Origin of the sequence: Marinibactrum halimedae (assembly GCF_021234875.1) — a bacterium.
In the GTDB taxonomy this organism is placed as follows: domain Bacteria; phylum Pseudomonadota; class Gammaproteobacteria; order Pseudomonadales; family Cellvibrionaceae; genus Marinibactrum; species Marinibactrum halimedae.
Window position 1 is genome coordinate 12,200 of the sequence record NZ_JAJQVM010000014.1, and the last position, 26,705, is coordinate 38,904.

Annotated in this window: 18 protein-coding genes; 8 read left to right on the forward strand and 10 right to left on the reverse strand. The window is 44.8% G+C overall.

Annotation, left to right across the window (positions count from 1 at the left end):
- Positions 1 to 2 precede the first annotated feature (2 nt).
- The 8 genes from rplV to hppD all read right to left on the reverse strand — a co-directional run bounded on the left by rplV (position 3) and on the right by hppD (position 4,977).
- Positions 3 to 335, reverse strand: a complete 333-nt coding sequence (rplV, locus tag LU351_RS09675; RefSeq protein WP_232593944.1) for a 50S ribosomal protein L22 — start codon at positions 333 to 335, stop codon at positions 3 to 5.
- A 16-nt stretch (positions 336 to 351) separates the two neighbouring features.
- Complete coding sequence (gene rpsS, locus LU351_RS09680; RefSeq protein ID WP_232593872.1) at positions 352 to 630, reverse strand: 30S ribosomal protein S19; 279 nt, start codon at positions 628 to 630, stop codon at positions 352 to 354.
- 30 nt (positions 631 to 660) lie between these two features.
- Positions 661 to 1,488 (reverse strand): 50S ribosomal protein L2, encoded by an 828-nt coding sequence (gene rplB, locus LU351_RS09685; RefSeq protein WP_232593873.1) that lies wholly within the window; start codon positions 1,486 to 1,488, stop codon positions 661 to 663.
- 11 nt (positions 1,489 to 1,499) lie between these two features.
- The gene (gene rplW / locus LU351_RS09690) at positions 1,500 to 1,796 is read right to left on the reverse strand and encodes a 50S ribosomal protein L23 (protein ID WP_232593874.1); all 297 of its coding nucleotides are present in this window, start codon (positions 1,794 to 1,796) and stop codon (positions 1,500 to 1,502) included.
- Positions 1,793 to 2,407, reverse strand: coding sequence for a 50S ribosomal protein L4 (rplD, locus tag LU351_RS09695; protein ID WP_232593875.1), 615 nt, complete (start codon positions 2,405 to 2,407; stop codon positions 1,793 to 1,795). Before rplD ends, rplW begins: the two co-directional genes overlap by 4 nt.
- Positions 2,408 to 2,426: 19 nt before the next feature.
- On the reverse strand, positions 2,427 to 3,065 hold the full coding sequence (gene rplC, locus LU351_RS09700; protein WP_232593876.1) for a 50S ribosomal protein L3: 639 nt from the start codon (positions 3,063 to 3,065) through the stop codon (positions 2,427 to 2,429).
- A 106-nt stretch (positions 3,066 to 3,171) separates the two neighbouring features.
- Positions 3,172 to 3,483, reverse strand: coding sequence for a 30S ribosomal protein S10 (gene rpsJ, locus LU351_RS09705; RefSeq protein WP_215975681.1), 312 nt, complete (start codon positions 3,481 to 3,483; stop codon positions 3,172 to 3,174).
- A 441-nt stretch (positions 3,484 to 3,924) separates the two neighbouring features.
- On the reverse strand, positions 3,925 to 4,977 hold the full coding sequence (gene hppD, locus LU351_RS09710) for a 4-hydroxyphenylpyruvate dioxygenase (RefSeq protein ID WP_232593877.1): 1,053 nt from the start codon (positions 4,975 to 4,977) through the stop codon (positions 3,925 to 3,927).
- Between the two features lie 375 nt (positions 4,978 to 5,352).
- Here hppD and LU351_RS09715 point away from each other — a divergent pair, with 375 nt between their 5' ends.
- Positions 5,353 to 15,243, forward strand: a complete 9,891-nt coding sequence (locus LU351_RS09715) for a non-ribosomal peptide synthetase (RefSeq protein WP_232593878.1) — start codon at positions 5,353 to 5,355, stop codon at positions 15,241 to 15,243.
- A 213-nt stretch (positions 15,244 to 15,456) separates the two neighbouring features.
- Here the strand turns inward: LU351_RS09715 and LU351_RS09720 are convergent, their stop codons facing one another.
- The gene (locus LU351_RS09720; protein ID WP_232593879.1) at positions 15,457 to 18,624 is read right to left on the reverse strand and encodes an immunoglobulin-like domain-containing protein; all 3,168 of its coding nucleotides are present in this window, start codon (positions 18,622 to 18,624) and stop codon (positions 15,457 to 15,459) included.
- A 575-nt stretch (positions 18,625 to 19,199) separates the two neighbouring features.
- On the opposite strand from LU351_RS09720, the gene LU351_RS09725 reads away from it, so the two are divergent.
- The gene (locus LU351_RS09725) at positions 19,200 to 20,813 is read left to right on the forward strand and encodes a flavin-containing monooxygenase (protein WP_232593880.1); all 1,614 of its coding nucleotides are present in this window, start codon (positions 19,200 to 19,202) and stop codon (positions 20,811 to 20,813) included.
- A 45-nt stretch (positions 20,814 to 20,858) separates the two neighbouring features.
- Here LU351_RS09725 and LU351_RS09730 read toward each other — a convergent pair whose 3' ends face one another.
- On the reverse strand, positions 20,859 to 21,968 hold the full coding sequence (locus LU351_RS09730; protein ID WP_232593881.1) for a sensor domain-containing diguanylate cyclase: 1,110 nt from the start codon (positions 21,966 to 21,968) through the stop codon (positions 20,859 to 20,861).
- 284 nt (positions 21,969 to 22,252) lie between these two features.
- On the opposite strand from LU351_RS09730, the gene ubiE reads away from it, so the two are divergent.
- The 6 genes from ubiE (at position 22,253) to tatA (ending at position 26,608) form a co-directional block, all read left to right on the forward strand.
- Positions 22,253 to 23,002, forward strand: a complete 750-nt coding sequence (gene ubiE, locus LU351_RS09735; protein ID WP_232593945.1) for a bifunctional demethylmenaquinone methyltransferase/2-methoxy-6-polyprenyl-1,4-benzoquinol methylase UbiE — start codon at positions 22,253 to 22,255, stop codon at positions 23,000 to 23,002.
- Between the two features lie 12 nt (positions 23,003 to 23,014).
- Complete coding sequence (locus tag LU351_RS09740) at positions 23,015 to 23,764, forward strand: ubiquinone biosynthesis accessory factor UbiJ (RefSeq protein WP_232593882.1); 750 nt, start codon at positions 23,015 to 23,017, stop codon at positions 23,762 to 23,764.
- Positions 23,765 to 23,773: 9 nt separating this feature from the next.
- Complete coding sequence (gene ubiB / locus LU351_RS09745) at positions 23,774 to 25,402, forward strand: ubiquinone biosynthesis regulatory protein kinase UbiB (RefSeq protein WP_232593883.1); 1,629 nt, start codon at positions 23,774 to 23,776, stop codon at positions 25,400 to 25,402.
- A 56-nt stretch (positions 25,403 to 25,458) separates the two neighbouring features.
- Positions 25,459 to 25,899: a phosphoribosyl-AMP cyclohydrolase gene (gene hisI, locus LU351_RS09750; protein WP_232593884.1), complete on the forward strand. Its 441-nt coding sequence runs from the start codon at positions 25,459 to 25,461 to the stop codon at positions 25,897 to 25,899.
- A gap of 18 nt (positions 25,900 to 25,917) precedes the next feature.
- Positions 25,918 to 26,280, forward strand: coding sequence for a phosphoribosyl-ATP diphosphatase (locus tag LU351_RS09755; protein ID WP_232593885.1), 363 nt, complete (start codon positions 25,918 to 25,920; stop codon positions 26,278 to 26,280).
- Between the two features lie 61 nt (positions 26,281 to 26,341).
- Positions 26,342 to 26,608, forward strand: a complete 267-nt coding sequence (tatA, locus tag LU351_RS09760; RefSeq protein WP_269783412.1) for a twin-arginine translocase TatA/TatE family subunit — start codon at positions 26,342 to 26,344, stop codon at positions 26,606 to 26,608.
- Positions 26,609 to 26,705 lie beyond the last annotated feature (97 nt).

Below are 26,705 nucleotides of genomic sequence, written 5' to 3' on the forward strand. Positions count from 1 at the left end.
TCTTACTGATCGGCTACTTTAACGGTGATGTGACATGAGCGCTTCAGGATACGATCTGCACGACCTTTCGCACGTGGGCGAATGCGCTTCATCGTCATTCCTTCATCCACAAAAATTGTGGATACTTTGAGCTCATCAACATCAGCCCCTTCATTGTGCTCAGCATTGGCGATTGCAGATTCAAGAACCTTCTTGATAATGCCAGCACCTTTTTTATTGCTGAAAGCCAGAATATCAAGCGCTTCTTCCACGTGCTTGCCGCGAATTTGATCGGCAACCAAACGGGCCTTTTGCGCTGATAGTCGAGCTCCACTTAACTTCGCAGCTACTTCCATCATTCAACCCTCGCGCTTAGCGCTTCTTAGCTTTCTTGTCAGCAGCATGTCCACGATAGTTACGCGTCGCGGAAAACTCACCAAGCTTATGACCAACCATTTCTTCATTGATCAAAACCGGCACATGTTGCTTACCATTATGTACAGCGATAGTGAGGCCAACCATTTCAGGCATAACCATTGAACGACGCGACCAAGTTTTAATCGGACGGCGGTCATTCTTTTCTATCGCAGTCTCTACTTTTTTCAGTAGATGAAGATCGATAAAAGGACCTTTTTTCAGTGAACGTGGCACCGCTATTTCCTCTTAATAGTTAATCGCGTGTTACTTTTGACCACGACGACGAACAATCATTTTGTTCGTACGCTTGTTGGTACGAGTTTTATAACCCTTAGTTGGAGTACCCCATGGGCTAACTGGGTGACGACCACCTGAAGTGCGTCCTTCACCACCACCATGTGGGTGATCAACTGGGTTCATTGCAACACCGCGAACAGTTGGACGAACACCACGCCAACGAGAGGCACCAGCTTTACCCAATGAGCGTAAGTTGTGCTCACTGTTAGACACTTCACCTAAAGTAGCTCGACAATCGACCAATACCTTACGCATCTCACCGCTGCGCAAACGGATAGTCGCATAGGTACCCTCACGGGCAACTAATTGAACTGACGTTCCTGCGGAACGAGCAAGCTGAGCACCTTTTCCAGGCTTAAGCTCAACACAATGCACCGTAGAACCAACCGGAATGTTTCTCAATGGCAATGTGTTACCAACCTTAATGGCTGCCGCATTACCTGACTCGATACGATCTCCAGCCTTTAGAGACTTAGGAGCGATAATGTAACGACGCTCACCATCGGCGTAGCACACCAATGCAATGAAGGCAGAGCGATTGGGATCATACTCTAAGCGTTCAACTTTCGCAGGAATACCATCTTTATTTCGCTTGAAATCAATAACACGGTAATGCTGCTTATGACCACCACCCACATGACGAGTGGTAATACGCCCTGCATTGTTACGGCCGCCTGACTTAGACTTTTTCTCAAGCAATGGTGCATGAGGTGCACCTTTGTGTAAGTCCGGGTTAACAACACTAACAACAAAGCGACGACCTGGAGAAGTCGGTTTACGTTTTAAGATAGCCATTGTCGCCCCCCTTACTCAGCCACTTGAAGATCAATATCTTGACCTTCTACTAAGCGTACATAGGCTTTTTTCCAATCACTGCGCTTACCCATACCATGACGGGTACGCTTGGTTTTGCCTTTTACATTTAATGTACGCACATCTTCAACTTTAACTTCGAAAAGCTGCTCAACAGCGGCTTTAATCTCTGTTTTAGACGCATCGGCAACCACTTTAAACACTACGTGGTTTCCAGCTTCAGAAGCTGATGCAGCTTTTTCAGAAATCACAGGGCCTAGCAGCACTTTATAAATGCGTTCTTGGTTCATCCCAGGATCTCCCCAAACTTTTTCAGAGCTGCAACAGTAATAACAACCTTTTCAAAGCGGATTAGGCTAACAGGGTTAATACCACTGACATCGCTAACATCAACTTTATGAAGGTTACGAGAAGCCAAATACAAAGACTCTGTAACTTCCTCAGAAATGATTAGCGCTTCACTCAAGTTGAACTCACCAAGCTTCTGTAACAATAATTTTGTCTTAGGCTGCTCAATAGAGAAGTCTTCAACAACAACCAAACGCTCTTGACGAGCCAGCTCTGACAGAATGCAACGCAATGCACCGCGATACATCTTCTTGTTGAGCTTTTGCTCATGATCACGTGGTTTAGCAGCAAATGCTTTACCACCACTACGCCAGATCGGACTCCGAATAGTACCCGCACGGGCACGACCAGTTCCCTTTTGACGCCATGGCTTTTTACCGCCACCAGAAACTTCTGAACGAGTTTTTTGAGCTTTAGTACCTTGACGAGCTCCAGCCATGTAAGCAACAACGGCTTGATGAACTAAGTCTTGGTTAAACTCTTTACCAAAGGCTACTTCCGATACATTAACTGTACCGCTGGTGCCACTGGGTGTTGAAATATTTAATTCCATACCTTATCCCCTCGGTACCTTAGTTGCGTACTTTCACTGCTGGACGCACAATAACATCAGTGCCTGGAGCACCAGGTACAGCGCCTTTAACAAGCAATAAGTTACGCTCAGCATCTACGCGCACTACTTCAAGGTTCTGAACTGTTTTGCGCACATTACCCATTTGCCCTGCCATCTTTTTGCCTTTGAAGACACGACCTGGAGTTTGACACTGACCGATTGAGCCAGGAGCACGATGAGACAGAGAGTTACCATGTGAAGCATCTTGCGTACGGAAATTCCAACGCTTAACACCACCGGCAAAACCTTTACCTTTAGAAGTACCAGTTACATCGACTTTCTGACCTGCTTCAAAACCTTCAACGGTGATTTGACCACCAACTTCGAAAGCTTCTTCACTGTCGTTACGCAACTCAACTAAAGCACGACCGGCTTCAGAATTAGCTTTTGCGTAATGACCAGCAACAGGCTTGGAAACACGGGAGGCGCGTCGCTCGCCAATAGCTACTTGCACAGCACTGTAGCCATCAGTATCGACGGACTTGACTTGTGTGATGCGGTTGGCTTCAACCTCGATCACAGTCACAGGAATGGAGACACCCTCGTCAGTAAAGACTCGGGTCATGCCGCATTTGCGGCCGACAATACCTATTGTCATTTTTATTAACCTCTCAGTGTACGGGGCTATTACCCGCTATGGCCGCCCATTTCAGAGCGTTACACAACCTAACGATGTGCGTCAGGATTCGGCGACTTGGAGTTTATTAACCGAGACTAATCTGAACTTCAACACCCGCAGCTAAATCTAGCTTCATCAAAGCGTCAACAGTTTTCTCAGTAGGCTCAACAATATCCAACAAGCGCTTATGTGTACGAATTTCGTATTGGTCACGCGCATCTTTGTTGACGTGAGGCGAAACCAAAACGGTAAAACGCTCTTTGCGAGTCGGCAGCGGAATCGGACCACGAACCTGCGCACCAGTGCGCTTTGCGGTCTCTACAATCTCTTGAGTAGAACTATCGATCAACTTATGATCAAAAGCTTTCAGGCGAATACGAATACGCTGATTCTGCATTGAACCAAACTCCAATAATTTAAAGAACTTTCCGCTTGGGACCAATTTAACCGTGCAGGCTAAAATGGAGGCGCAATTCTATAGACGCTCCCTAGGGGTGTCAATTGATTTGAACAAAAAATTATCAACTTAACAGGGCTCCCTAGTAATAATTGATCAATGCTTAAGGTTAAAGCTTGATCCATATGAACCTTTATTAATCAAAAGAAAGATTCATAAGAGAAAAATTTCATCAGGCAAATTGCCTGAGACCCCAAATATATCTTTTTGAATTTAAAATTAGGTCAAACAATGATCCTTTGGGTTGGATCTGGATCATTTTGATTGTTTATTACTAGGGAGCCCTGATCAACTTAAATGAAAAAGGAAGGAAGCTGTTGCGAAACACGGAAGCCCCACAACAACTCAAAAAAAGCCAAAAGAAGAGACAACTTAACCTAACTAAATAACGCCTCGCCGTATCTGATCAAGTTCTATCGACTCAAAGAGCGCCTGAAAATTCCCCTCCCCAAAACCCTTATTACCTTTTCTCTGTATAAACTCAAAGAAAATAGGGCCGATAACATTACCCGAGAATATCTGTAACAGCAGCCCTTCATCATCACCGCCATCAATGAGAATCTTCCTACCCCTTAATGCCTCTACATCCTCCCCATGATTAGGCAAACGCTTGTCCACCAAATCATAGTAGGCATCTATAGTATCCTGAAAGACTAAACCATTACGCTTCAAATTATCGACTGTTCGATAAAGATCCGTTGAACACAAGGCAATATGCTGCACACCATCCCCATGATACTGCTCTAGAAACTCAGCAATTTGAGACTTGTCATCTGAAGATTCATTTATAGGAATACGAATATTCCCACAAGGACTTGTTAATGCGCGACTTACAAGACCTGTCTTCTTTCCTTCTATATTGAAATAGCGAATCTCTCGAAAGTTAAATATATCGCCATAAAATCGAGACCAGTAATCCATACCACCTACAGCAACATTGTGAGTTATATGATCAATAAAATGCAGAGCCCCCTCTGAATCAATTGCAACAGGCTCAACAAAATAATCAAACTCACTTCTCAGCAAAGCAGAAAACATTGCAGCATCTTGAAAGTACAATCGCGCACCTCCAACTCCCTCAACAACTGGCAAAGCCAATGCATCTTCAGACTCTTTAACCGCCTTCGCCCCCTTAGAAAGCGCCAACTGATAAGCCTCTACAGCATTTTCCACCTCAAACGAATAAGAACAAACACAAGGCCCATGAGCACTGGTGAAGTCTGAAACAAAGCCAGACTTCTCGCTATTAATCAGGAAATAGATGTTATTCTGCTGATGTATCGATATTGCCTTCTGTTTATGCTTAGCTACCTCTGGCAGTCCCATTCTATCAAATAAAGATTTTAGCTCTTCTGGCTCTGGCGCGGAAAACTCAATAAATCCAAAACCTCTCGTACCGGCGGGATTCTCCCACTGATTTTGCTTGATACTCACCTCACCAACCTCCTTGATATACTAAAACGGCATAATTAATCATATACCGCCCTTATTTTTATTTTATAAAGTGAATTCGGCGACAAAATGTTTTTAAATGAAAAATACCGGTAAATTCATCACATTTTACCGGTATATTATACATACTGATTGTAGCCGAATAGCTTGCTTGGATAGACTACTTAACAGACTGTGAACAAAACAACCCTAGCTTACAAATAATTGATACATTGCCCACAACGTTGCACGAGCGACTAATATAAGGTGGCACAACAAACAACGGTTAACGTAACAATAACGACAACATCATCAAGCCACTTAGTCAAAATCAAATTCTTTTGATCTTTGGCATAATTCAGGACGATGAGGATGGAAATGAATTCCGGGATCCGAGAAAAGTCACACCCAACAACCCTAAGCAACCGCACAGAAAGGGAAATACCCAAATCAGCGCTCAGTCCTGAGCCTCTTCAATTACATTGGCACCAAATAAAAAGCACGGGCTGCTGCAAGAAACTGGTAACACTCCCTGAAAGACTAAACGTTCGCTTTACAAATCACTGTTATGCTGTGGCCCTCTTTTTTGGCGTCCTTTATCGATACAACCAGCAAACACCAGTATCTGCACAAATCTTGCGCCATAAAGGGGAAAGCCTGATTCAGGAGGGTGTTCTCACTGTAAAACTCGAACACTTTATCGGTATTGATACCCTGTGTGCCTACATTGGCTCACAACTAAGCGCACTGCATAAAACATTTGACTGCTCCACCTCCTCCATAACAGGAAGTGAACAGTCGCTGGTCGCTTTCAGTAAGGTCGAACAACATCTCACACCGCTGAAAGACATCAACTGCACCATCGTTATTAGTGAATCCTGTAATGAAGTAACACCCTACAATAAAACAGCGTCAAACCTTTCTGAATTAACACTGTTTTTGAATACCAACACAAAAGAAAGCTCCACATGCTGCCTTTACGGTAGTGGCGTGTTTAATGATAAAGAGCACCTTACCCTCCTATCGGAACACATTACTACTGCAGCCAAATCCATCCTCTCTCATACATCAGATACCCCTATATCATCCCTGCAATTACTGGGTACTAGCGAAATTGAGTATCTTTCAGACGTCCTCAAAGGGACTAAAGAACCGCAAAAATTTACTCCCCCACACACCCAAATTGAGCTACATGCGAAACATTCACCAGATAAAACCGCAATAAAGTACGAGGATAGTCATCTTAGTTATCAATCACTAAATGATCGTGCGAATAGAGTAGCCCAACAGTTACAGCTACATGGAGTTAGCCAAGGTGATCGTGTAGCCACTTTTCTAACCCCATCCCTAAATATACATGTCGCCCTTATGGCGATCATGAAGCTAGGCGCAACTTATGTCCCTATAGACCCTGAATTCCCTCAAGGAAGGGTGGATAACATTATTGATGATGCCACTCCAACCATCGTTCTTATCAATGATGAAACAAAGGACAAAATTAGCTATTCAAGATGCTTCAATCTGTCTACAAACACTAATCTGCCTGAAGAAACTGCCCCCCCAATATTAACCTCTACACCTTGTATCGAATCCGATGATGTCGCCTATATTTACTACACCTCCGGCACTACAGGTCGACCAAAGGGGGTAAAAGGGACCTACGGAAACCTGCAACATTACTTATCCGTTGCAGCAGAGACCTATGGGATAAACGCATCCACTCACATGCCAGCTATCGCGAAATTTACTTTCAGTATCAGCATGTTTGAGCTATTAACCCCTCTAATAAAGGGGGGAACCGTCTCAGTACTTCCTAGAGAAGACATACTAAATGTACCGGCACTTGTCGAAACGTTGAAATCGGTCAACACCTTTCATATCGGCCCAAGCTTATTACGCAAGGTGACTTCCCACATCCTGCAACACGAATTAGACAAAGGATCCTTTTCTCATATACGCCATGCCTCCTCAGGGGGAGACATGATCCCAGTGGGATTACTGCATGATTTAAACACCATTTTCACTAACGCCGAAGTCTTTGTGATTTACGGATGCAGTGAAATTGCCTGTATGGGGTGCACCTATTTTGTAGATCGAGATCACCCTCCCTCCAAGACTCTCGTCGGCAAGCCCTTCGCCAACACACGCGTACTGCTTCTTGATGAACACCAAAATCTTGTTCCCAACCATTGTAAAGGGGAAATTTATTTTGCTGGGGAAGGTGTGACAGCCGGATATTTAAACCGACCCGAACTCACAAACGACAAATATTTATACATTAATGGAGAACGCTACTATCGCACAGGCGACATAGGCAGACTGGATGCCGATGGCAATCTTGAAATGCTCGGAAGAAACGACTTTCAGGTTCAAATACGAGGCGTTCGTGTAGAACTGGGTGAAGTGGATTATTATTTGCGTCAATTACCTGGTATCAAAGAGGCCATAGCCTCGTCTGCTCAACTTGAGCCTCAATCAGAAAACAGCATCTACGCCTATATTGTTGCGGAAAACAACACTCAATTAAGCCTGAAAAACTTAAAACAGTGGCTAGCAAACAAAATTCCTGAACACATGATGCCAAGCGGCTTTGTTGTTTTAGATGCATTACCGCTTAATCACAATTTAAAAGTAGACCGTAAGGCATTACCGACACCAACACCTCAGACTCTCTTGGTTGATACTTCTGAGGACAAAGCAAATTCAAAAGCCATTTCAATGCTCAGTCAAATATGGACAAAAGCAGGGCTGACAGCAATTACCGAGTCAGACATGTTTTTCGATTTTGGTGCACTAGGCATTGAATCTATTGAAATTTTGCAATTAAGGCAGGCGATCAAACGTGAAATTCGGCATGAACTACCGATAAAGGCACTGCGCCATGACATATCCACCCCGAACAGTCTCGCCAAATGGATAGAACGCCATCATACCGAAACCGACAAAGGCGCCTCTTACACCCACAATTTAGAGGAAGCGCTGTTAAACGCTTCAGTACCTTTACTCGTGCCATCACTGAAGCCATCACCCGAGTCGCATATCGGCTTTTCCGTGGATGGGGTTCCTAAATGGTACCGACAAGAGCAGGATACAGTATTCACGGAAGTTTCCATCAAAGAGATGGAGCAAGTCGTTGAATACACCCCTTATCGCTGGAATGAAATTGAAGCGGTACTACCTTTAACCCCCGAACAAGAAGAAATATGGCTGTCTTGCCAACTCAGTGAAACGGCCAGCAGAGGCTACAACCTTGCTTTTGAACTGACTTTTTCAGCCACGCTCAACATAGACACCCTGAAACAAGCACTATTAATTATCTGCAATAAACACCAAAGTCTTCGGGGGTTCATTCACGAGCCAACACGTAATTTTTGTATAGAACGGTCCATAGACATCTCCATTGACACCATTCTAAATCGAGATTTTGACTTTTTTAACGCCCCCTTTGACCTAAGCCAAGCGCCACTATTCAGAGTAGGCGTTGCCGCAGAACACTTGTCCGATACCAGCAGTAATATCACCAATAAAGTCTGGCTAAATGTACACCACATCATTGCAGATGGCTGGTCCATCAACTTGCTGGCCGAACAGCTATGCTCTGTTTACGAATCGCTAGCCAACCAGGTAACCACTGCAACACCACTTATTAAAAACACAGATGACACTGAAGATGCGATCTTCGCTGATTCCTATGAAGATGCCCTTCTCGACAACCTAACATTGCATCAAGAAAGTCACCAAAGCTCTCTAAATTACTGGAAAACTAAGTACTCTGTTCCCGCCCCCCCCCTCGACCTCCCCACCGCTTACCCACGGGGTGCGACGCGAACCTATGATGCAGCGTACTACAATCGTAAACTCGCACTCTCTCCACAGACGTTAAAGCAGTTTGCCAATCACCTCAACGTTACCTCATTTACCGTCAGTTACAGTATTTTCCTGACGTTACTGAACAGACTAACTTCACAAGAGGATTTAACCGTTGGAGTACCTTTGGCTGGGCAAATACTGACCGGCAGCCATCATTTAATTGCTCACAATGTCAAAACTCTGCCATTGCGTCATCAGATTCAACGCAATGTTTCGTTTAAAGAGTTAGTTCAAGAGGTTGATCAAAACCTCACCGAAGCCACTGAACACGGTTATGCCTCATATGGCGAGCTATTGCCTCACATCGATCTAGATCGAAACAATAGTCGACCGCCTTTAATCTCGACAATATTTACACAAGACCCAACCAACAAACGTATTGAGTCCCGTGCCCTAAGCCTTCAACTACGTAGCGTGCCGCGCCCAACAGAAACTTTCGATACCTGGTTTAACTTAATAGAAGTTGATGGCGCGCTTGTGATTGAAAGCCAATACAACACAAACTTATTCAATGAATCGCTAATAGAGGGTTGGTGCACACTCTTTGACTCCCTGCTGTCTTTTGTCATCCAGGCGCCTCAAGCCCTTTTATGGCAGCTACCCACCGCCACTACCTCTGACATTGAGCGTATAGCTAATTGGAATGCAACCGAGACGCACTACACAGCACCCAAGACACTACAGGCACTCTTCGCGCTTCAAGTTGAAAAAACCCCCAATGCAATCGCCATTCAATTTAATGACACCTCTCTTACTTACTTGGAGTTTGATCAGGTCACAAACCAATTAGCGCATTCACTCATTGAAAAAGGGGTGGAAAAAGGCAATGCCATTGGCGTCTACGCTGAACGGAGCCTTGAAATGATGCAAAGTATTTATGCCATCATTAAGGTTGGCGGCGTTTATGTCCCATTAGACCCAGAATACCCAACAGATCGAATTGAATACATCCTGCAAGATAGCCAATGCCAATTGGTGCTGAGCCATGGCGAACTCTATCAACAATTTAGTGAGACATTTGGTACTAAGAAGCTCCACAGTGTCGCTCGTGCAATAGGCAGCGAGCCAAAAAAAATCGATACACCGCCTTCAGTTACCATTTTGCCTGAAGACGAGGCTTATATTATTTATACCTCCGGTTCGACCGGGAAACCTAAAGGCGTTATCAACTGCCATGATGGCATTGCTAATCGCTTACTTTGGAAACAAAGTTACTTCCAACTAACCAGCCAAGATAGAGTATTATTCAAAACGCCGTTCTCATTTGATGTCTCTATTTGGGAAATATTCTGGCCTCAACAAACCGGCGCTAAACAAGTCATTGCCCCGCCCGGCATCCATAAAGACCCTGACGCATTAGAGTCACTCATTATTGAGCAAGGCATTACGATCATGCACTTTGTGCCCTCTATGCTCAGCGCTTTTATTAATCGCGACATCGCAAATAATTTGCCACTCAGGGCCGTTTTATGCAGTGGAGAAGCACTTACACCCGACCTTCAAAAAGCATTCTTTGAAAAATTACCGAATGTTGAGCTGCACAATTTATACGGCCCCACAGAGGCAGCCGTCGACGTCACTCACTGGAAATGTATCGATGATGAGCGCTCTCTCATTACTCCCATTGGCTCACCTATAGCAAACACCCAAATACATATCGTCGACGAAAAAAATCAACCACAACCCATCGGAGTTGCAGGTGAATTATTGATTGGTGGCGTACAGGTAGCGAAAGGCTATCTCAATCGCCCTGACTTAAATTCAGAAAAATTTATTGCAGACCCTTTTAAAAAAGAGCCCGACGCAAGGGCATATCGAACTGGCGACCTCGCCCGCTGGAATCATGAAGGCCAAATTGAATACTTAGGGCGCTTGGACTTTCAGGTCAAAATCCGAGGTTTACGTATTGAAATTGGTGAAATCGAAACTCTACTCAATGAGCACAACGATATAAATCAAGCTGTCGTTGTGGTTCAACAAGAAGCAAACCACTCTCCTGCCCTAGTGGCGTTTTACACCAGCGACACGGAAATTGAAGCTACATTATTACGGCAATATCTGGGGGAATCATTACCGCAATTTATGATTCCTCAGCTATATCAGCATTTGCCAAGCATTCCCCTGACAACCAGCGGCAAAGCCGATCGCAAAGTGCTCATGGCACTCAAAATAGACCGACCTAAAGTAGAAAGTATCGACCCTCCCGCCACCGCAACGGAGCAATACCTCGCGTCACACTGGCGCAATCTACTAAAAATAGAAACGATCAATCGTTCAGATGACTTCACATCACTGGGTGGGCACTCGCTTCTGCTCATTCAACTTATTTCAACAATCAAACAAGAAGTCGGCGTTAAACTATCTTTCGACTCGTTTACACTACCGCTACAAGAATTGGCTCTCAAACTGGACAAGCTTGAAAAGCAAAGCCAAAAACACCTCAAAATTGATCAACACTCCTTACCGGAACCAGAAAAAGCTATTCGTGTCGATATGGCACCAGAACAGCGAGAAGTTTACCTTGCTGCCGTGCAAAGCCCACACGCTAGCTCCGCTTACAACCTTTCATCGTCGTACAATCTCCACGGCCCTCTTGACGTTGATGCACTTGAACACTCACTTCAACAATTGATTAACCGGCATCAGGCACTACGGACAACTGTCGATACCAATTCGATTCAATTCATCATACAGCCCAACACTCAATTGGTTCTGGATAAGAAAACACTGGACTCACAGGCGACCGACGAACAAAAAAATACAGCGATTGATGAATTAAAAACCATACAGGCATCCCTAGCGTTCCAGTTTGGTATTAATAAACCACTATCGCGGATGGTATTACTGAAAGTTCACCACGATCATCACATTCTCATGGTGACCTTCCACCACCTTATTGCCGACGGCTGGTCAAAATCGGTGTTTCTTTCAGAGTTCACGGAACTTTACAGATCCTACACCCAGAACCAGGCACCGCATCTTCCTACAGCTCACCAACTGAAGGATTATATTGAGTGCCGATTAGAAGCTACCAGTAATCAGGAATACGAAAAAACCATTGCCTATTGGGCAGAAAAATTCAGTACTTCTGTACCCGATCTAGAACTACCATCTCAAGGAGAAAGAACAGCAACGAAGGAGTTTGATGCCGCCAAAACTCGATATTTACTCGATAAACCGCTATCGGCTGCATTGAAACATCTTGCTACCGAAATGGGCACCACACTTTTCGGTATTACACTGGCGAGTTATACCATCTTGCTGCATCGTCTTACGCAACAAACCGACCTGTGCATTGGCGTACCCTTCGCGGGACAACCTATTGAGGGCATGAACCATTTAATGGGTCAATGCGCACGTGTTTTACCGCTACGCATTGAAATCAACCCTGCCCAAACCTTTCGTCAACATGTCAAAAGCGTTGCCAATGCACTAGCCGAAGCCTACGAGCACTGCCAGCCCACTTTTACAGATCTGTTTGAAAAACTGAATATCTCTGGCACCCGATTGGTATCGAACATTTTTTCTATCGACCAAAGCAATCGAGAGGCTTCCTTCTGTGATATACAACTCAACTTTGACGATAACCCAGTAAAATTTGCTGTCTTCGAGCTCGGACTAACGGTTGGAAATTATCAAAATACATTGAGTTTGGACTGGATTTTCAACACCTCTTCTCATGATCACCAATCGATTATCCATTGGCTAAAAATCTACGAAAAGATTTTACAATCGGTTACTTCGTCCCCAGCAATCACACTCAAAAGCATTCAATTACTGACCGATGCAGACAAAGCTGTTCTCGACAAATTGAATCATACAGAAGACGATTTTGACCTGAATACTCCAGCAACCGCCCTTATCGAACAATGGTCAACAGAAACACCAGATGCGATTGCGATACAAGACCCCAAAGGGGCCCTCACTTACCGGCAGCTAAACGAACAGGCCAATATTCTCGCGAACAGATTGCATCAAGCCGGCATACGACCAGGAGATACCGTTGCACTCTGCATGAATAGGGGAGTTTTAGCAGCTGTCGCCATGAATGCCGTCCACAAAGCAGGGGCCTCTTACCTACCACTGGGAACCAATCAACCCGAACAGCGATTGAATACCATACTACAAGACGTCAACTGTCAGGTTGTTTTATCGAACCACCCTACCGGAGACCTCCTTAAATCCTCAGCCGTTCAGGTAATAAACCCAAGCAAGGTACTTCGCGAAGCCCGCCCTGAAGAAACTCTGGGTCTTTTCATCCCATCACCCAGTGATTGCGCATACATCATTTATACATCGGGCTCGACAGGAACACCTAAAGGGGTTCGGGTAAGTCACAGCAATATGATGAACATGTTGCGCTATCTACAAAAAACAACGGACTACTCACGCTCAGACACCCAATTGGCAATTGCCAACTTTACGTTCGACCCACATGTTTTTGAGCTATTTCTTCCTCTTATTACAGGGGCAACCTGTGTCATTGCTCCAGAGAGTGCAATGCTGGATGCACAAGAGTTGAGCGACCTTATTGATCAGTATCATATAAGTGTTATGCAAGCAACGCCCGTAACTTGGCGTGCACTGGCTAAAAACCATTGGAAACCACACAACAAATTAAAAGTCGCGATTAGCGGCGGGGAAGCATTGCCAGAAGAAACACTCAACCATCTTCTTCAAAACGCTAAAGCAGTGATCAATGCCTACGGCCCAACAGAAACAACCGTATTGTCTACGGCAATTTCTTTATCAGAAGGGGCCGATACGAGTGTCATTGGACAGCCTATTGCCAATACCCAAGTTCGTGTTGTGGATGACAACTTACGTGATGTCCCGCTCGCCTGTGACGGAGAGCTCCTTATTAGTGGCAGTGGGGTCTCTATTGGCTATATCAACAAACCCCAACTGAATGCGCAAAAGTTCTTAAAGCATCCCGAAGATTGCATAACCTACTACCGTACCGGCGATAAAGTCAGAGTATTACACAATGGCGAAATTCAATTTCGTGGTCGCATTGATGATCAAATCAAACTAAGAGGACTCAGAATTGAACCCACCGAAATTGAGCAAGCACTAGAACGCCACCCCAATATCGATCAAGCCGTTGTTGTTTTACACGTTAACGACGGGAAGGAATTATTAGTCTCGTTCTATCGGTCAGATCAAAACCAAACATTAGATTCACAAGCATTAAGGAGTGAATTAGGACGCCACATACCCAACTACATGATCCCTCAACACTTTGAGAAACTCGATGTCATGCCTTTGACATCAAGCGGAAAAGTGAATCGAAACACCTTAAAAACAGCCAAACTATCCACAAGAACACATGATGATGTTGTTGAATTACCTACCACCGATACTGAAATTATGTTGGCCCAATTTTGGTGTGATGTGCTGGAAAGAGACCGCGTCAGTATCCATGACGATTTTTTCAGTATTGGAGGTCATTCTCTTGCAGCTGTAAAAGTACTTGCAAAGATAAACAATGTTTTGGGTATAAGCCTTCCCATTAATGTTTTCTTACAAGCGCCTGTATTGAAAGACTTGGCTGATTTCATCGATCGAAACCCTGTCGATGCCAATCAACGCAATACTGTCACATTAAAAGAAAGTAGTGGCACGCCCTTATTTTGTCTGTACGGGGTACTGCTTTATAAAGAACTGGCCGAAGCTCTACCAGGGCACCAGAAAGTCATAGGTGTTTACTTAAAAGAGGAAATGGAGCTATTAAAAACAGGCAACTTACAAAAATTTATGGAAAGCTTTGCAGATTTAGAATTGATTGCAAAAAAATACGCTCAAGCAATTCAATCCATCCAACCTCATGGCCCCTATTATCTTGCAGGAGAATCATTTGGGGGAGTAGCAGCATTCGAAGTTGCCCAATATCTTATCAAGCAAGGTGAGCGTGTCGAATTAGTTGCCATGATGGACTCTTGGCTTCCTAGCCGATCAAAGAAGATTTTCTTACTTAAACGCTACTTTAAGCATATAGAGCTATTTATAAGAGACCCTAGAGACTATTGGACAACCACAAAAGAAAAACTCTCTAAAAAGCTTCTGAAATTTAAAAGCAAGTGGGTGAAACAAAGTTCAGATTCTCAATCGCCGACAAACAAATCTATTGTCGACATGAGACAAAGAGCAAGGGATCATATTGTTAAGAATTACACTGCGCAATATTATTCTGGAACCGTCGTTTTATTCCGAGCCAGTGAACGCAGCCCTTTCGAGCCAGAAGACACCTATATGGGCTGGGCTAAAATCGCCCCTAATATTAATGTTGTACAAATAGAGGGGGATCACTTAAGCATCTTGAGAAAGCCCAATGTAAAGGCAATGGCCCGACATCTATCTGCATACCTTCCTTCAGAGCAAGAGGGCAATTCCAAATAAATTCATGGCGAATTAAACCAAAATTAAACCACTAGCCTTAAGCCGCATAAAGATAACTCGCAAAAAAGAAAAGCCTCTGCCAATCCAATTTCCGACTTAGAGTTTTAGGCATACAATAAAAAAACCCGGTGAAATAACCGGGCTTTTTTATTTTTCTTTCTAAAAATAATTCTGTATGCGTATGATGCAACAGACTATTTAGTAATATCTTTTCTATTCTGTAACACCAGATACAGTATCCGATGATCTCAAATCACCCCAAATCGTATCAAACAAACCAGGAAGGCTTGAGTTACTAGCAGAAGCGGGTGATAGTGGACGAAAATCATCTTCATCCACTGTTGTGTCTACTCCATCCCCTGTCGATTTGTCTTGGTTTGCTTGTGATGCATGACTATGATTATTCACTTGTAAAAATGAATCAAATGGCTGTGGATTACGATTGTCACCATTTCCAATGGCAACATATTCATTAGACGGTCTTAAAGCATCTACGGTCTGCTTATCTGGGGCATGGTTAATCGTAGTATTGTTATAAACCTCTACTGGTAATTTGAAGTTTTGTGGGTCTGAACCATTACCCTCCTCAAACGCCTCCCAAAAGAAAATTGCAGAGGTATAAGGGTTAGTGTGAGACAACACATCAGGCTGATAAACAACATTATTTCTGAAGGTCATATTTCCATATGCAGAACGAACGCCGTAGTAAGATGCGTTATTACCCTTGAATATATTTCGTTCCACCATAACCGCTCCAGGGTGTGCGGCAATACCTTTATTGGCAGGCTCAAATACTGCAGCCATGGTGCCTCCCTCGATGCGATTCTCTACGATGACTCCCTTGTGTCCAGCAGCTCCATCAGTATTGTAACGCAACGCCGGGTTATGGTGTTTACCATCTCCGAACCAACCTACATTACTGAAAAGATCATTTTGAGAAACCACGAGCCCCATTGAATCAGCAGATCTAATGGCTCCATGATCGGCCCAACGACGATGATAAATCTCAATCTTTGACCCTTCTTCTGGTGCTCTCTTCAGCGTTATACGGTCTTCACTAGCATGTAAATCATACCCATTCTGATTAGTTAAAAGATCTATTCGACCACTTGGGTATTCAATTTCTACCGCTATGTGTTTATCGCTATCTACACTAAAACCTTTATCAGACTTATCACTCAAGTCTTGTGCATAACTGTAAGAGACCGTTTTACCATCACTCACAAAATGTTTAGCAGAATTACGTTTTCCATCGGGGCCACTAATTGCTGATTCTTTTTGGCGGATGTAATTTCCAACATAGGCAATGTTTGAAGACCAGTCTTGTAATGAGCCATAATTTTGCCAATTAGAACAGAAGTTATCTGCTATCACTTGTCCCTGCCCACCTCTGATATGAAAACAGGTATCCACACCCGTTACCGTATTTCTGTACAAGGTAACATCATTCGACTTGTGCCCTGCATCGTTATCCTCCAACCCAATGAAAAATGCATTAGCACCATGACTCCGGCCTAATCCAGTTGCCGCATCGTAATCGCCAACAATATTTAGATAGGAGATAGAAAGTCCGGTAACACTCATCGAGAAAAAGATTTGTTTGGAGTGATTTACAGAAAGTATAGGATCCTCACCACTGCCATAACGAGTTATGACATAAGGCCCACCCTGCCTAAGCACCACCGTGTTTTCAGCATTGTAAGTCTCTCCGGCATGGACCATTACATAAGCACTGCTCATAGAACGTACTGCGCCTGCAACCTCGTTCCAAGTTTTGACTTGCGTTGCGCCTGGAGTACAGCCATTGAAGTCACCTTTAGCAGAAAGGCAAATTGTTTCATTTGGACTAAATGAATCTTCGGGAGAGTTAACAATAATCTTTTGGATAGCATCAGCATACTTACCATTTTTTGCTGCTGCTGAAACACGCACAGTGTAAACGCCTGGTTTTTCAAAGACATGAGCTGCCATCTGCCCTTGGGCACGATTAGCACCTTGCCCAAAAGAAAAGTCCGATGGTAAAGAACGGAAATAAGATCTTTCATCATCAAATTTCCAGTGGTAAGCCACATGGTGGAAATCTGATGGCACACCAAAAGCAGCTCCACCATTAGGAACTTCAGCCTCAAAATACACGCCACAAGGTGCATCACACTCGGTTTGAGAAGCTTTAATAGTGAGTTCATTACTGACATCTGAGATAGAAGAAGACTTTGTGCTCACAGAGCTACCAGCTACTAAATCAGCCACGGCATAATCAGTAGCACACTGAAGTTGCTTCGCAGCCAACTGAATACAACCGGAAGTACAACTATCTGGGCAGGAAGGGCTATCTATAATAACGATTCTCTCCTTCTCAGTCGTAATGGACTTACCATTCACCACCTGAGTTAGAGAGTACTTAACTGGATAAGCCCCCAGTTTATTAACATTGACACTGGATTCAACAACAACTTCTGATGTTAAATCACTCGCTCCGTCACCGACACCAATTCCCTCATACCCTGGATCACTGAAGGTATCACCATAAACCAATGTAAGAGTATCACCACCCTTAAGCAAAATTTGAGGCTCAACTGCTTTCACCACCTCAACCATACGACTTGTAGAAACTAACTGCCCTTCTAAATCCGATGCGGTATAAACAACTTCATAAATGCCCTCTGCGTTAATATCTACCGAGCTATAATCAGCAGAAATTCTCAAAGAACCATCTTCCAAATCAGAAGCTTCTGCGCCTGGATCGACATCAGAAATTTGGACACCTAAATAAGAATAAAAATTATCTTCCCCTAACAAAGCAATTTCAGGCTCTGCATTAGCCTCCACGAGGATATCTCTCGTCAACTCTGTTTCATTACCTGCTGAATCACGGGCAATGTATTTAATTGCATAAGAAGAGCCAGACTGAAAAGTATCAACCGTATCGCCTGCAATACGGACTTCCACAGAGCCGTCAATGTCATCAACCGCTACTGCACCTGGATCAGAAAACTCTGACTTAAACATCAACGTTATGGGGTTATCGCCATTCATCGTAATAACTGGCGGCGTGTGATCTGAATTACCAGTTGAATCTGGAAGCACTTCTGTATCTGTATCGATATCTGGGGCAGTGCTGCCAGTGCTACCAGTGCTACCAGTGCTACCAGTGCTACCAGTGCTACCAGTGCTACCAGTGCTACCAGTGCTACCAGTGCTACCAGTGCTACCAGTGCTACCAGTGCTACCAGTGCTACCAGTGCTACCAGTGTCAGTCTCTACAGAATTTCCGACAACGCCAGGGCTATCTGAAGAATTATTATCCGAACCACCTCCACCACCACACGCGGAAAGGAGACCTAAACAACCAATAACCAGCACGCTTGCGATATGTTTCATTGGCATAAAATTCATTTGTGGTATATCCATGGAATGAGACAGTTTAATGACGTAGTTAATGTATCAGTGTACAAAATGTGTCAACCCGCCCCCGGAACTTGATCACGTTATTAACCACCAATAAAGAACCAAAAGCGATAAAAACTTCAGAAAAAACCAAAATACTGCTATTAAAACCTTACTAAGGTTTTCACGCTAAGGACTGAGTGACAACTTAATTTGTGGTAATAAAAGGTTCTTAAACATCTGATGACCGAACAAGCAGGCCCAATGGCCAAATACTCACCAAAAACGACAAGGATTTTTATTTAACGAGTGAATTTTCACACTCCTGTTTAAACGATAGCCGAATTTAATACACTCTTTTCGATTTTAAACATAACTTTGAACTTTACAGATAGGCCATTCTAAATGGCGTGTTCTACCATACCTATAGAACTATACGTTTATAAGACTCGATGTTTAATTTCCCTATTATCATATAAAATAAGATTAATTATCTTGTCCATACCCGTTTTAGAATTGGGCGAGAATGTTTTCGATTCAATTTAGCAGTAATCAAGGAGAGTTTAATTATGGAACGTGACATGTTGATGGATGATACCGACCGAATTGTCGTGGTAGGCGCTGGCCTATCTGGCTTGGCTGCACTGAAGGAACTGCTGGAAGCGGGCTTAAATGCCGTCTGTTATGAAAAAAGGCTGGATATAGGCGGAGTTTTTTCAGAAGGAGGCACATACGACTCTGTAGAACTCACCGTATCCAATTACTTTATGGCCTACTCTGACCTGATGCCCTACGGTGAGGAAGTAAGATTTTGGTCTCGCAAAGAATACAAGGACTATCTAGATAAATACGCAGAGAAATTCCATCTGCGAGAGCGTATCATCTTTGATCGTACACTTGACATCCTTGAGGAACACGAATCTGGCCAGTGGACCGCTCATTTTAAAAACTCTCATGGTGTAGTAGAAAGTGTTACCGCTCAACGAGTGGTGATTTGTTCCGGCCAATTTCAAAAGCCCAACATCCCCTCCCTAAAAGGCCTAGACAGCTTCAATGGCCCTGTCATTCACTCTTCTCAATACAAGAATGCAGAATTATTAAAAGCCTTCCACAACAAGAAAGTCCTCTGCTTTGGTATGGGAGAGTCTGCCGCCGATGTTATTGCCGAAGTCGCCTCAGTAGCCAAGAAGACCATTTTGTCTTTGCGGCGCCACCATATGTTTTCCAGCCGATATGTTTCACGCGAAAAGAAAAAGTTTGGCTACGCCACCATTGATGTCTTGCAAAGCCGTTATTATCACAGCTTGCCTGCCGCACTAAAGACAGACAAAGTTCGCAAAGTAGCGCAAGACGCCGTTGACCACCCTTCTTACGAAGACGGAAAACCCACCGCCAGACAGCTAATGTGCGAACACGTCCTCTCTGCTGGAGATGAACCGGGGTCGGTTGTAACCAAAACAGAACGAATTTTTGAAGCGCAATCAAAATACGATTTTATCGTGGATGCCACCGGCGTCGAACGCATAGAAGGCCATAAAGTCACGTTTATCTCCGGTAAAGAAGAAACGTTTGATGCCATTTTACTGTGTACAGGGTTTCGTTTTGACTTGCCGTTTCTACCTGAACGTTATCAATTCAAAGATATTCGGGACTGCTACCTACAGATGTTCCACCCAAACCTGAAAGAAACCGTTTCGTTTGTTGGGTTTGCAAGGCCTCAGCAAGGTGGCGTGCCACTCATGGCGGAAATGCAATCTCGCTATCTTGCTCAAGTACTCAACGGTCAGAAAACGCTACCTGAAGATATGGCAGATCAAGCCCACAAAGATGCGGACAAATGGCGGCATGAATTTTACGAAACACCCAATGTCTTTGGGCTTGTGAACGGATTGCGGTTCAACGAACACTTAGCAGAACTCATTGGATGCGTTCCACCAGTGCCCAATATACTGTTATCACCTCAAAAGTATTTTTGCTATTGGTTTAGCCATGTTTGGCCCAGCCAATATCGGCTACAGGGGCCAGGAGCACGTGAAGAAGCAAAACAACATTGGCATAAAGCCCCTTCAGCCACCGGCTGGAAACAAAACGTAAAATCCTGGCTAATGATGCTGTATTTACGCCGTAGAAAAGGACCCCATTTTGATGAAAAGCATCGCTGGCGCCCCATTTTGCCGCGATAGGCAAGCACAGCCATGTAGACAACGGAATAGAAACATTAATCCGCTTTAACCCCCTGCGGGTGCCGAAGCGATCACACAGTTACGGCCTGAACTTTTAGCAAGGTACAGGCCCTTATTTGCCGCCTCAAGCCAGTCGGAATATGTCTCAAATTCCATCTCCATAGCAGCCAAACCGATACTAAGACAAACTTCCGGGTAATTGTCATCTTGTTGAGTCACGGACTCTACTGATTGACGCAGTCTCTCACCGACATCCAACGCTTCTTTCAATGTCGTTGCTGGCAATAAGATAGCGAATTCATCACCGCCATACCTACCAGGGGTATCCATAGGGCGCACCTGAGAAGTAATCAAATCACCTATCTTTCGAATCACTCGATCCCCAACCAAATGCCCCCATGTGTCATTAATTTTTTTGAAATGATCAATATCGATCAATAACACGCAACCCGCTTCTTTATGCTCAAGCACCTTACTACGAGCAAACTCTTTTTTTAGGGCGCCCTCCCAGTAGCCTCGGTTATACAGCCCAGATAAAACATCCACTCTGGACATTTTTCTTAAACTGTCACGCTTACGCTGGCGACGGCGAATGCTTTGGTTAAACATCAATGCCTGCTGCACCCCAAAAGCAAGCATCAATACCACCGATGCCAACGTGGCAAGTGGGTAAAAATCAAACGGTCTAATAGGAGAGATAAACAAAAACGTGATCAAAAAACCTGAACTAAATAAGACTATCGAACGCACCAGCCCCCTGTAACCCGCCAATCCTGCCATAGAGACGACGGTCATAAAGAGCCATGCCGCTGTAGGCACGATCGCAAACGCCACCAAACCTGCCCCGTAGCCACAAAACACAGCATCACAATACACATTGTATAATTCACAACGATAGGGATTTGAGGCTTGAGAAACACGCCAATAAGCGAGAAACGGCCAAATACTGGACGGTATAATCATAACGAACCAGAGCCAAAACGGAGCACTGGCTTCATACAATACAGAAATAGCTAAAAAACAAGATAAGACATTGGCAACCAAACGGTTTTTGTAACCAACCCTGCCAAACTCAACGCCTGTGCGTTGACGGGGAGAACCTTGATCTGCAGTGATTGCCCCAATCACAGCAGCCGCTGTATTTTCCATATTCATTATTCACATCATCCTATTGCTTAACATCATCAATCATTTTGATGTAATGGCACAAAGCGATAGAAAAAGCATAACATCAAAACTGATTATGTATTGGGCAACGTCGTAGAAGTTAACACCATATTGCAAATAAAAAGTCATTTTTAGCCTTATTGGCGTCTATTTTTCCTTCTTATCCACTTCAACATATCAATACCGCCGACAACCCATCATGTCTAAACGATACGGCGAACTGCATTCGTGCCACGAGTTCAGTACAATGGCAAAAATTTTGGAGTGAAATGATGAGCGAACGCAAAACTACCCACTTTGGCTTCCAAGAAGTGGCCGTTGAAGACAAAGCCCGCCGAGTTGCCGACGTGTTCCATTCTGTGGCGGCGAAATATGACCTTATGAACGACTTAATGTCAGGAGGTATTCACCGGTTGTGGAAGCGTTTCACCATAGAATTATCTGGCGTTCGACGCGGCCACAAAGTGCTGGATATCGCCGGTGGTACGGGGGACTTAAGCTATAAGTTTTCCAAGCTGGTTGGGCCAGAAGGGTTGGTCGCCCTAGCAGACATTAACGCCTCCATGCTCAACGTTGGCAGGGATCGATTGACCGACCGAGGCGTGGCCGGAAACATCGTCTACAACCAAGCCGATGCACAGTACCTTCCCTACCCAGACAATACCTTTGACTGCATTACCATTGCGTTTGGCTTACGAAACGTCACCGATAAAGATTTGGCCCTAGAGAGTATGCTCCGCGTATTAAAGCCAGGCGGGCGCTTATTGGTTTTAGAGTTTTCCAAGCCAAAACACAACATGCTAGAAAAAATCTACGATCAGTACTCTTTTAAAGTTTTGCCTTTTATGGGGAAATTAGTCACCAACGACTCAGAAAGCTACCGTTATTTGGCTGAAAGCATCCGCATGCACCCTGATCAAGATACCCTCAAAGAGATGATGGAAAACGCCGGTTTTAGTCGCTGCACTTACCACAATATGACAGGCGGTATCGTTGCGCTTCACTACGGGGTTAAACCCTAACGGACAGCCGCTATGACTTCACGCCTCTTCGATCAATTACAGTCTCTTGGGGAGACACTGGTTGCACTGGGACCGACAGCGCAAGCGGGATTATCCAGTGCCTTGGAAGCCACACTCAATAAAGCATTGCAATATGACCCTAGTAGTCGTTATCAACTGCCTGAATTAACGGATCATATTCTCTGTATCGAGCTGGATAAGCCCCACTTGTCTTTCTTTTTGCACACAGACGGTGAGCAAGTCTTGATTCGCAATCATTGGGAAAATTCTGCCGCCATCCTAAAAGGCCCCCTTTCCGCGTTCATCGGCCTTGCACTGAATGACCAATCAAACCTGCACGACAGCGGAATTCAATTTCTCGGCAATACCTCTTCTTTATTAAAGTGGCGAGTGTTCTTTCAACAACTCGATATTGATTGGGAAGACGCCCTTAATGATGTATTGGGTGATCTAACCGGACACCAGATTGCACAAGGGATACGAGCGGGCACTACTTGGCTTTCCAACCGTTTAAGTGATAGCAAACGACAAGTGGAAGAATTTATCGTCGAAGAACTCCGCTCCACCCCATCGCGCTTTGAGTTTGATGACTTTGCAGACCAGGTGGATGAGCTACGTATGGAGGCAGACCGTTTACAGGCCAAATTAGCGCACTTTATTCAACAGCGATCCCAGCAACACACACCTCAACAACATCAACACGCGTATCAGAAAGACCAGGGCCCACAACCCACAGACACCTCCGACGATCAAGACTTATAAGGAACGCTCGTGCTCGCCTTACTGCGACTTCTGCACATTCTTCGCCTAGCTATACGCTATCGCCTCGACACGTTTATTCAGGACCTTCCCTTGCCTTTACCCATTCGGGTGGCACTTGGGGTACTTCACCTAGGCAAAGAACCAAAAGCGTCACGAGGAGAAAGGTTGCGTCGCTTTTTTGAAGAACTCGGGCCTGTCTTTGTCAAATTTGGCCAACTACTCTCAACACGCCCCGATCTTATTCCACCGGATATTATCGAAGAGCTCGATCACCTTCAGGATAACGTGCCACCATTTTCCGGCGACGCGTTTACCGCCATTGTAGAAACCGCCTTAGACGATTCCGTCGATAATGTATTTGCTCAGTTTGATCGAACACCGCTGGCCTCCGCTTCTGTCGCCCAAGTCCATACCGCCACTTTAAAAAATGGCCAAGAAGTCGTAGTCAAAGTAATTCGCCCCGGTATAGAGCACACGATTACCAAAGACATGGCGTTGATGCGCTTAATTGCGCGCGTTATTGAGCGCTACACACCGGATGGTGAGCGCCTACGCCCCCAAGAAGTAGTGGAAGATTACAGCCACACTATCTTTGACGAATTGGATCTACAGCGCGAAGCAGCCAACGCCAGCCAACTGCGACGAAATTTTCATCACTCCCCCATGTTGTATGTGCCCGAAGTCTACTGGGAATATTGTCGCAGCGATGTCATGGTGATGGAGCGCATTCATGGTATTCCCGTTACCAACATCAATGCTCTTAAACAACAAAAGACCAATATGGCTCTATTGGCGGAGCGTGGTGTCGAGATCTTTTTCACTCAGGTGTTCGAGCACAATTTCTTCCACGCCGATATGCACCCCGGTAATATTTTCGTCAGCGAGAATACCCCTCACAGCCCCCAGTATATTGCCGTGGACATGGCCATTGTCGGCTCCCTCAGTCGAGAAGATCAGTACTATTTAGCACGTAACTTATTAGCGATGTTCCGGCGAGATTATCGCTTAGTGGCGGAGTTGCACGTACAAAGCGGTTGGGTGCCTGCCGATACCCCTGTGGGCCAGTTTGAAGGCGCTATTCGAGCCGTGTGCGAGCCGATATTCGAAAAGCCTCTAGCGGAAATTTCGTTTGGTCATGTTCTGATTAAATTGTTTCAAACAGCTCGACGCTTCAACATGGAAGTTCAGCCACAATTGGTATTACTGCAAAAAACGTTACTCAATATTGAAGGCTTAGGCAGACAACTTTACCCACAACTCGACTTATGGAAGACCGCACACCCTTACCTAGAAGCCTGGTTGAAGAAACGCTTTCACCCTAAAACCCTGGTAAAAGAATTACGCCGGTATGGCCCAGAATGGCTTGAAAAATTGCCTGAAGTCCCGCACTCCTTGTTCAATGGGTTAGAAAAGCTCGATCTTTTGGCAGAGACTACCGAAGAAGTGCGTTTAGCCGCCAAAAACTTTGCCGACGACTCCAGTCGTAGACGTCGCTCGCGTCGCACCATACTCAGCATGGTGGCATTCGGTGCCGCAACAGCATTGGCGATTCCGCCTGCTGCCCAATACCTTGCCGACATGCCCACAGGCACCTGGCTACTATTGGCCTTGGCTGGCGCAATCTGGCTTAGCCGCTAAGCCCATAACCCAGTACACTAATCATTAAGTGAGACTTATCAATCTGGACAACAAACATGTCAGAAACACTTTCAGCAACCACCTCCATCAATGAAACCGACTGGCTTGAAGCAGTGAAGTGGAATCAGGATGGTTTGGTTGCCGCCATTGCTCAGGATTACCAAACTGACCGAATTTTGATGATGGCTTGGATGAATCGGGAGTCTTTAGCCCTCACAAGCGAAAAGAAAGAAGCCGTTTACTTCTCTCGATCTCGACAATCTCTGTGGCATAAAGGAGAAAGTTCGGGACACACACAAATCGTTCATGAAATACGGCTAGACTGCGACGCCGACGTGATCGTACTAAAAGTCGAACAGCTGGGCGGTATTGCTTGTCATACTGGTCGAGAGTCCTGCTTCTACCGTGTTCTGACGGAAGATAGCCCCCAAAAGCAATGGCAAAGCGTTGATGACGTCATCAAAAACCCCGATGAAATTTACGGCAAAACAAAGTAAGACGATGAAAGTAAGACAATGAACGAAAAAAACATCACTTCTTCTCAACCCACGGACGTGCTATTTGCACTCACTCAAGTATTGGAAGCGCGAAAAGCCTCTGCCGATTCCACCTCATCCTATGTTGCCAGCCTGCATCAAAAAGGCCTCAACAAGATTCTTGAAAAAGTTGGCGAAGAGGCCACCGAAGTCATTTTGGCAGCAAAAGATGCGCAATCCAGCGGTGACAAAACAGAAGTGATTGCGGAAGTGGCCGACCTGCTGTTTCATAGCATGGTGATGCTCTCCCACTTAGACACCGATATCACCCCGGTGCTGGACGAACTTGCTCGACGCTTTGACGTATCTGGGTTAGTTGAAAAAGCCTCTCGAAAGGCATAAATACACCAAAAAGCACACAATGTGTGCTCACCAATCACGACGAATTATTAAGGAGTACATCATGGGTATAGGCGGCATTAGTATTTGGCAACTTCTTATCATCCTCGCCATAGTGGTCATGCTATTCGGCACAAAGCGCTTGCGCGGGCTAGGTGGTGACTTAGGTAGCGCGATCAAAGGGTTCAAAAACGCGATGGGCGATGAAGAATCGAAAGAATCCAGTAAAAACGAACCTCCCAAAGCCGTCGAGCAAAACGCTCAGAACAGCGTTGTTGAGGACACAACAAACACACAGGCCAATGTCACCCAGAAGTCTGAAACCAAATAAGACAATCCAAGCATAAAGACAACCCAAGCATAGGGCGTTTGCATAACAACGGACGACCCAGTGACAGAAAGACCCGGTAACGATAAAAGGGGAACTG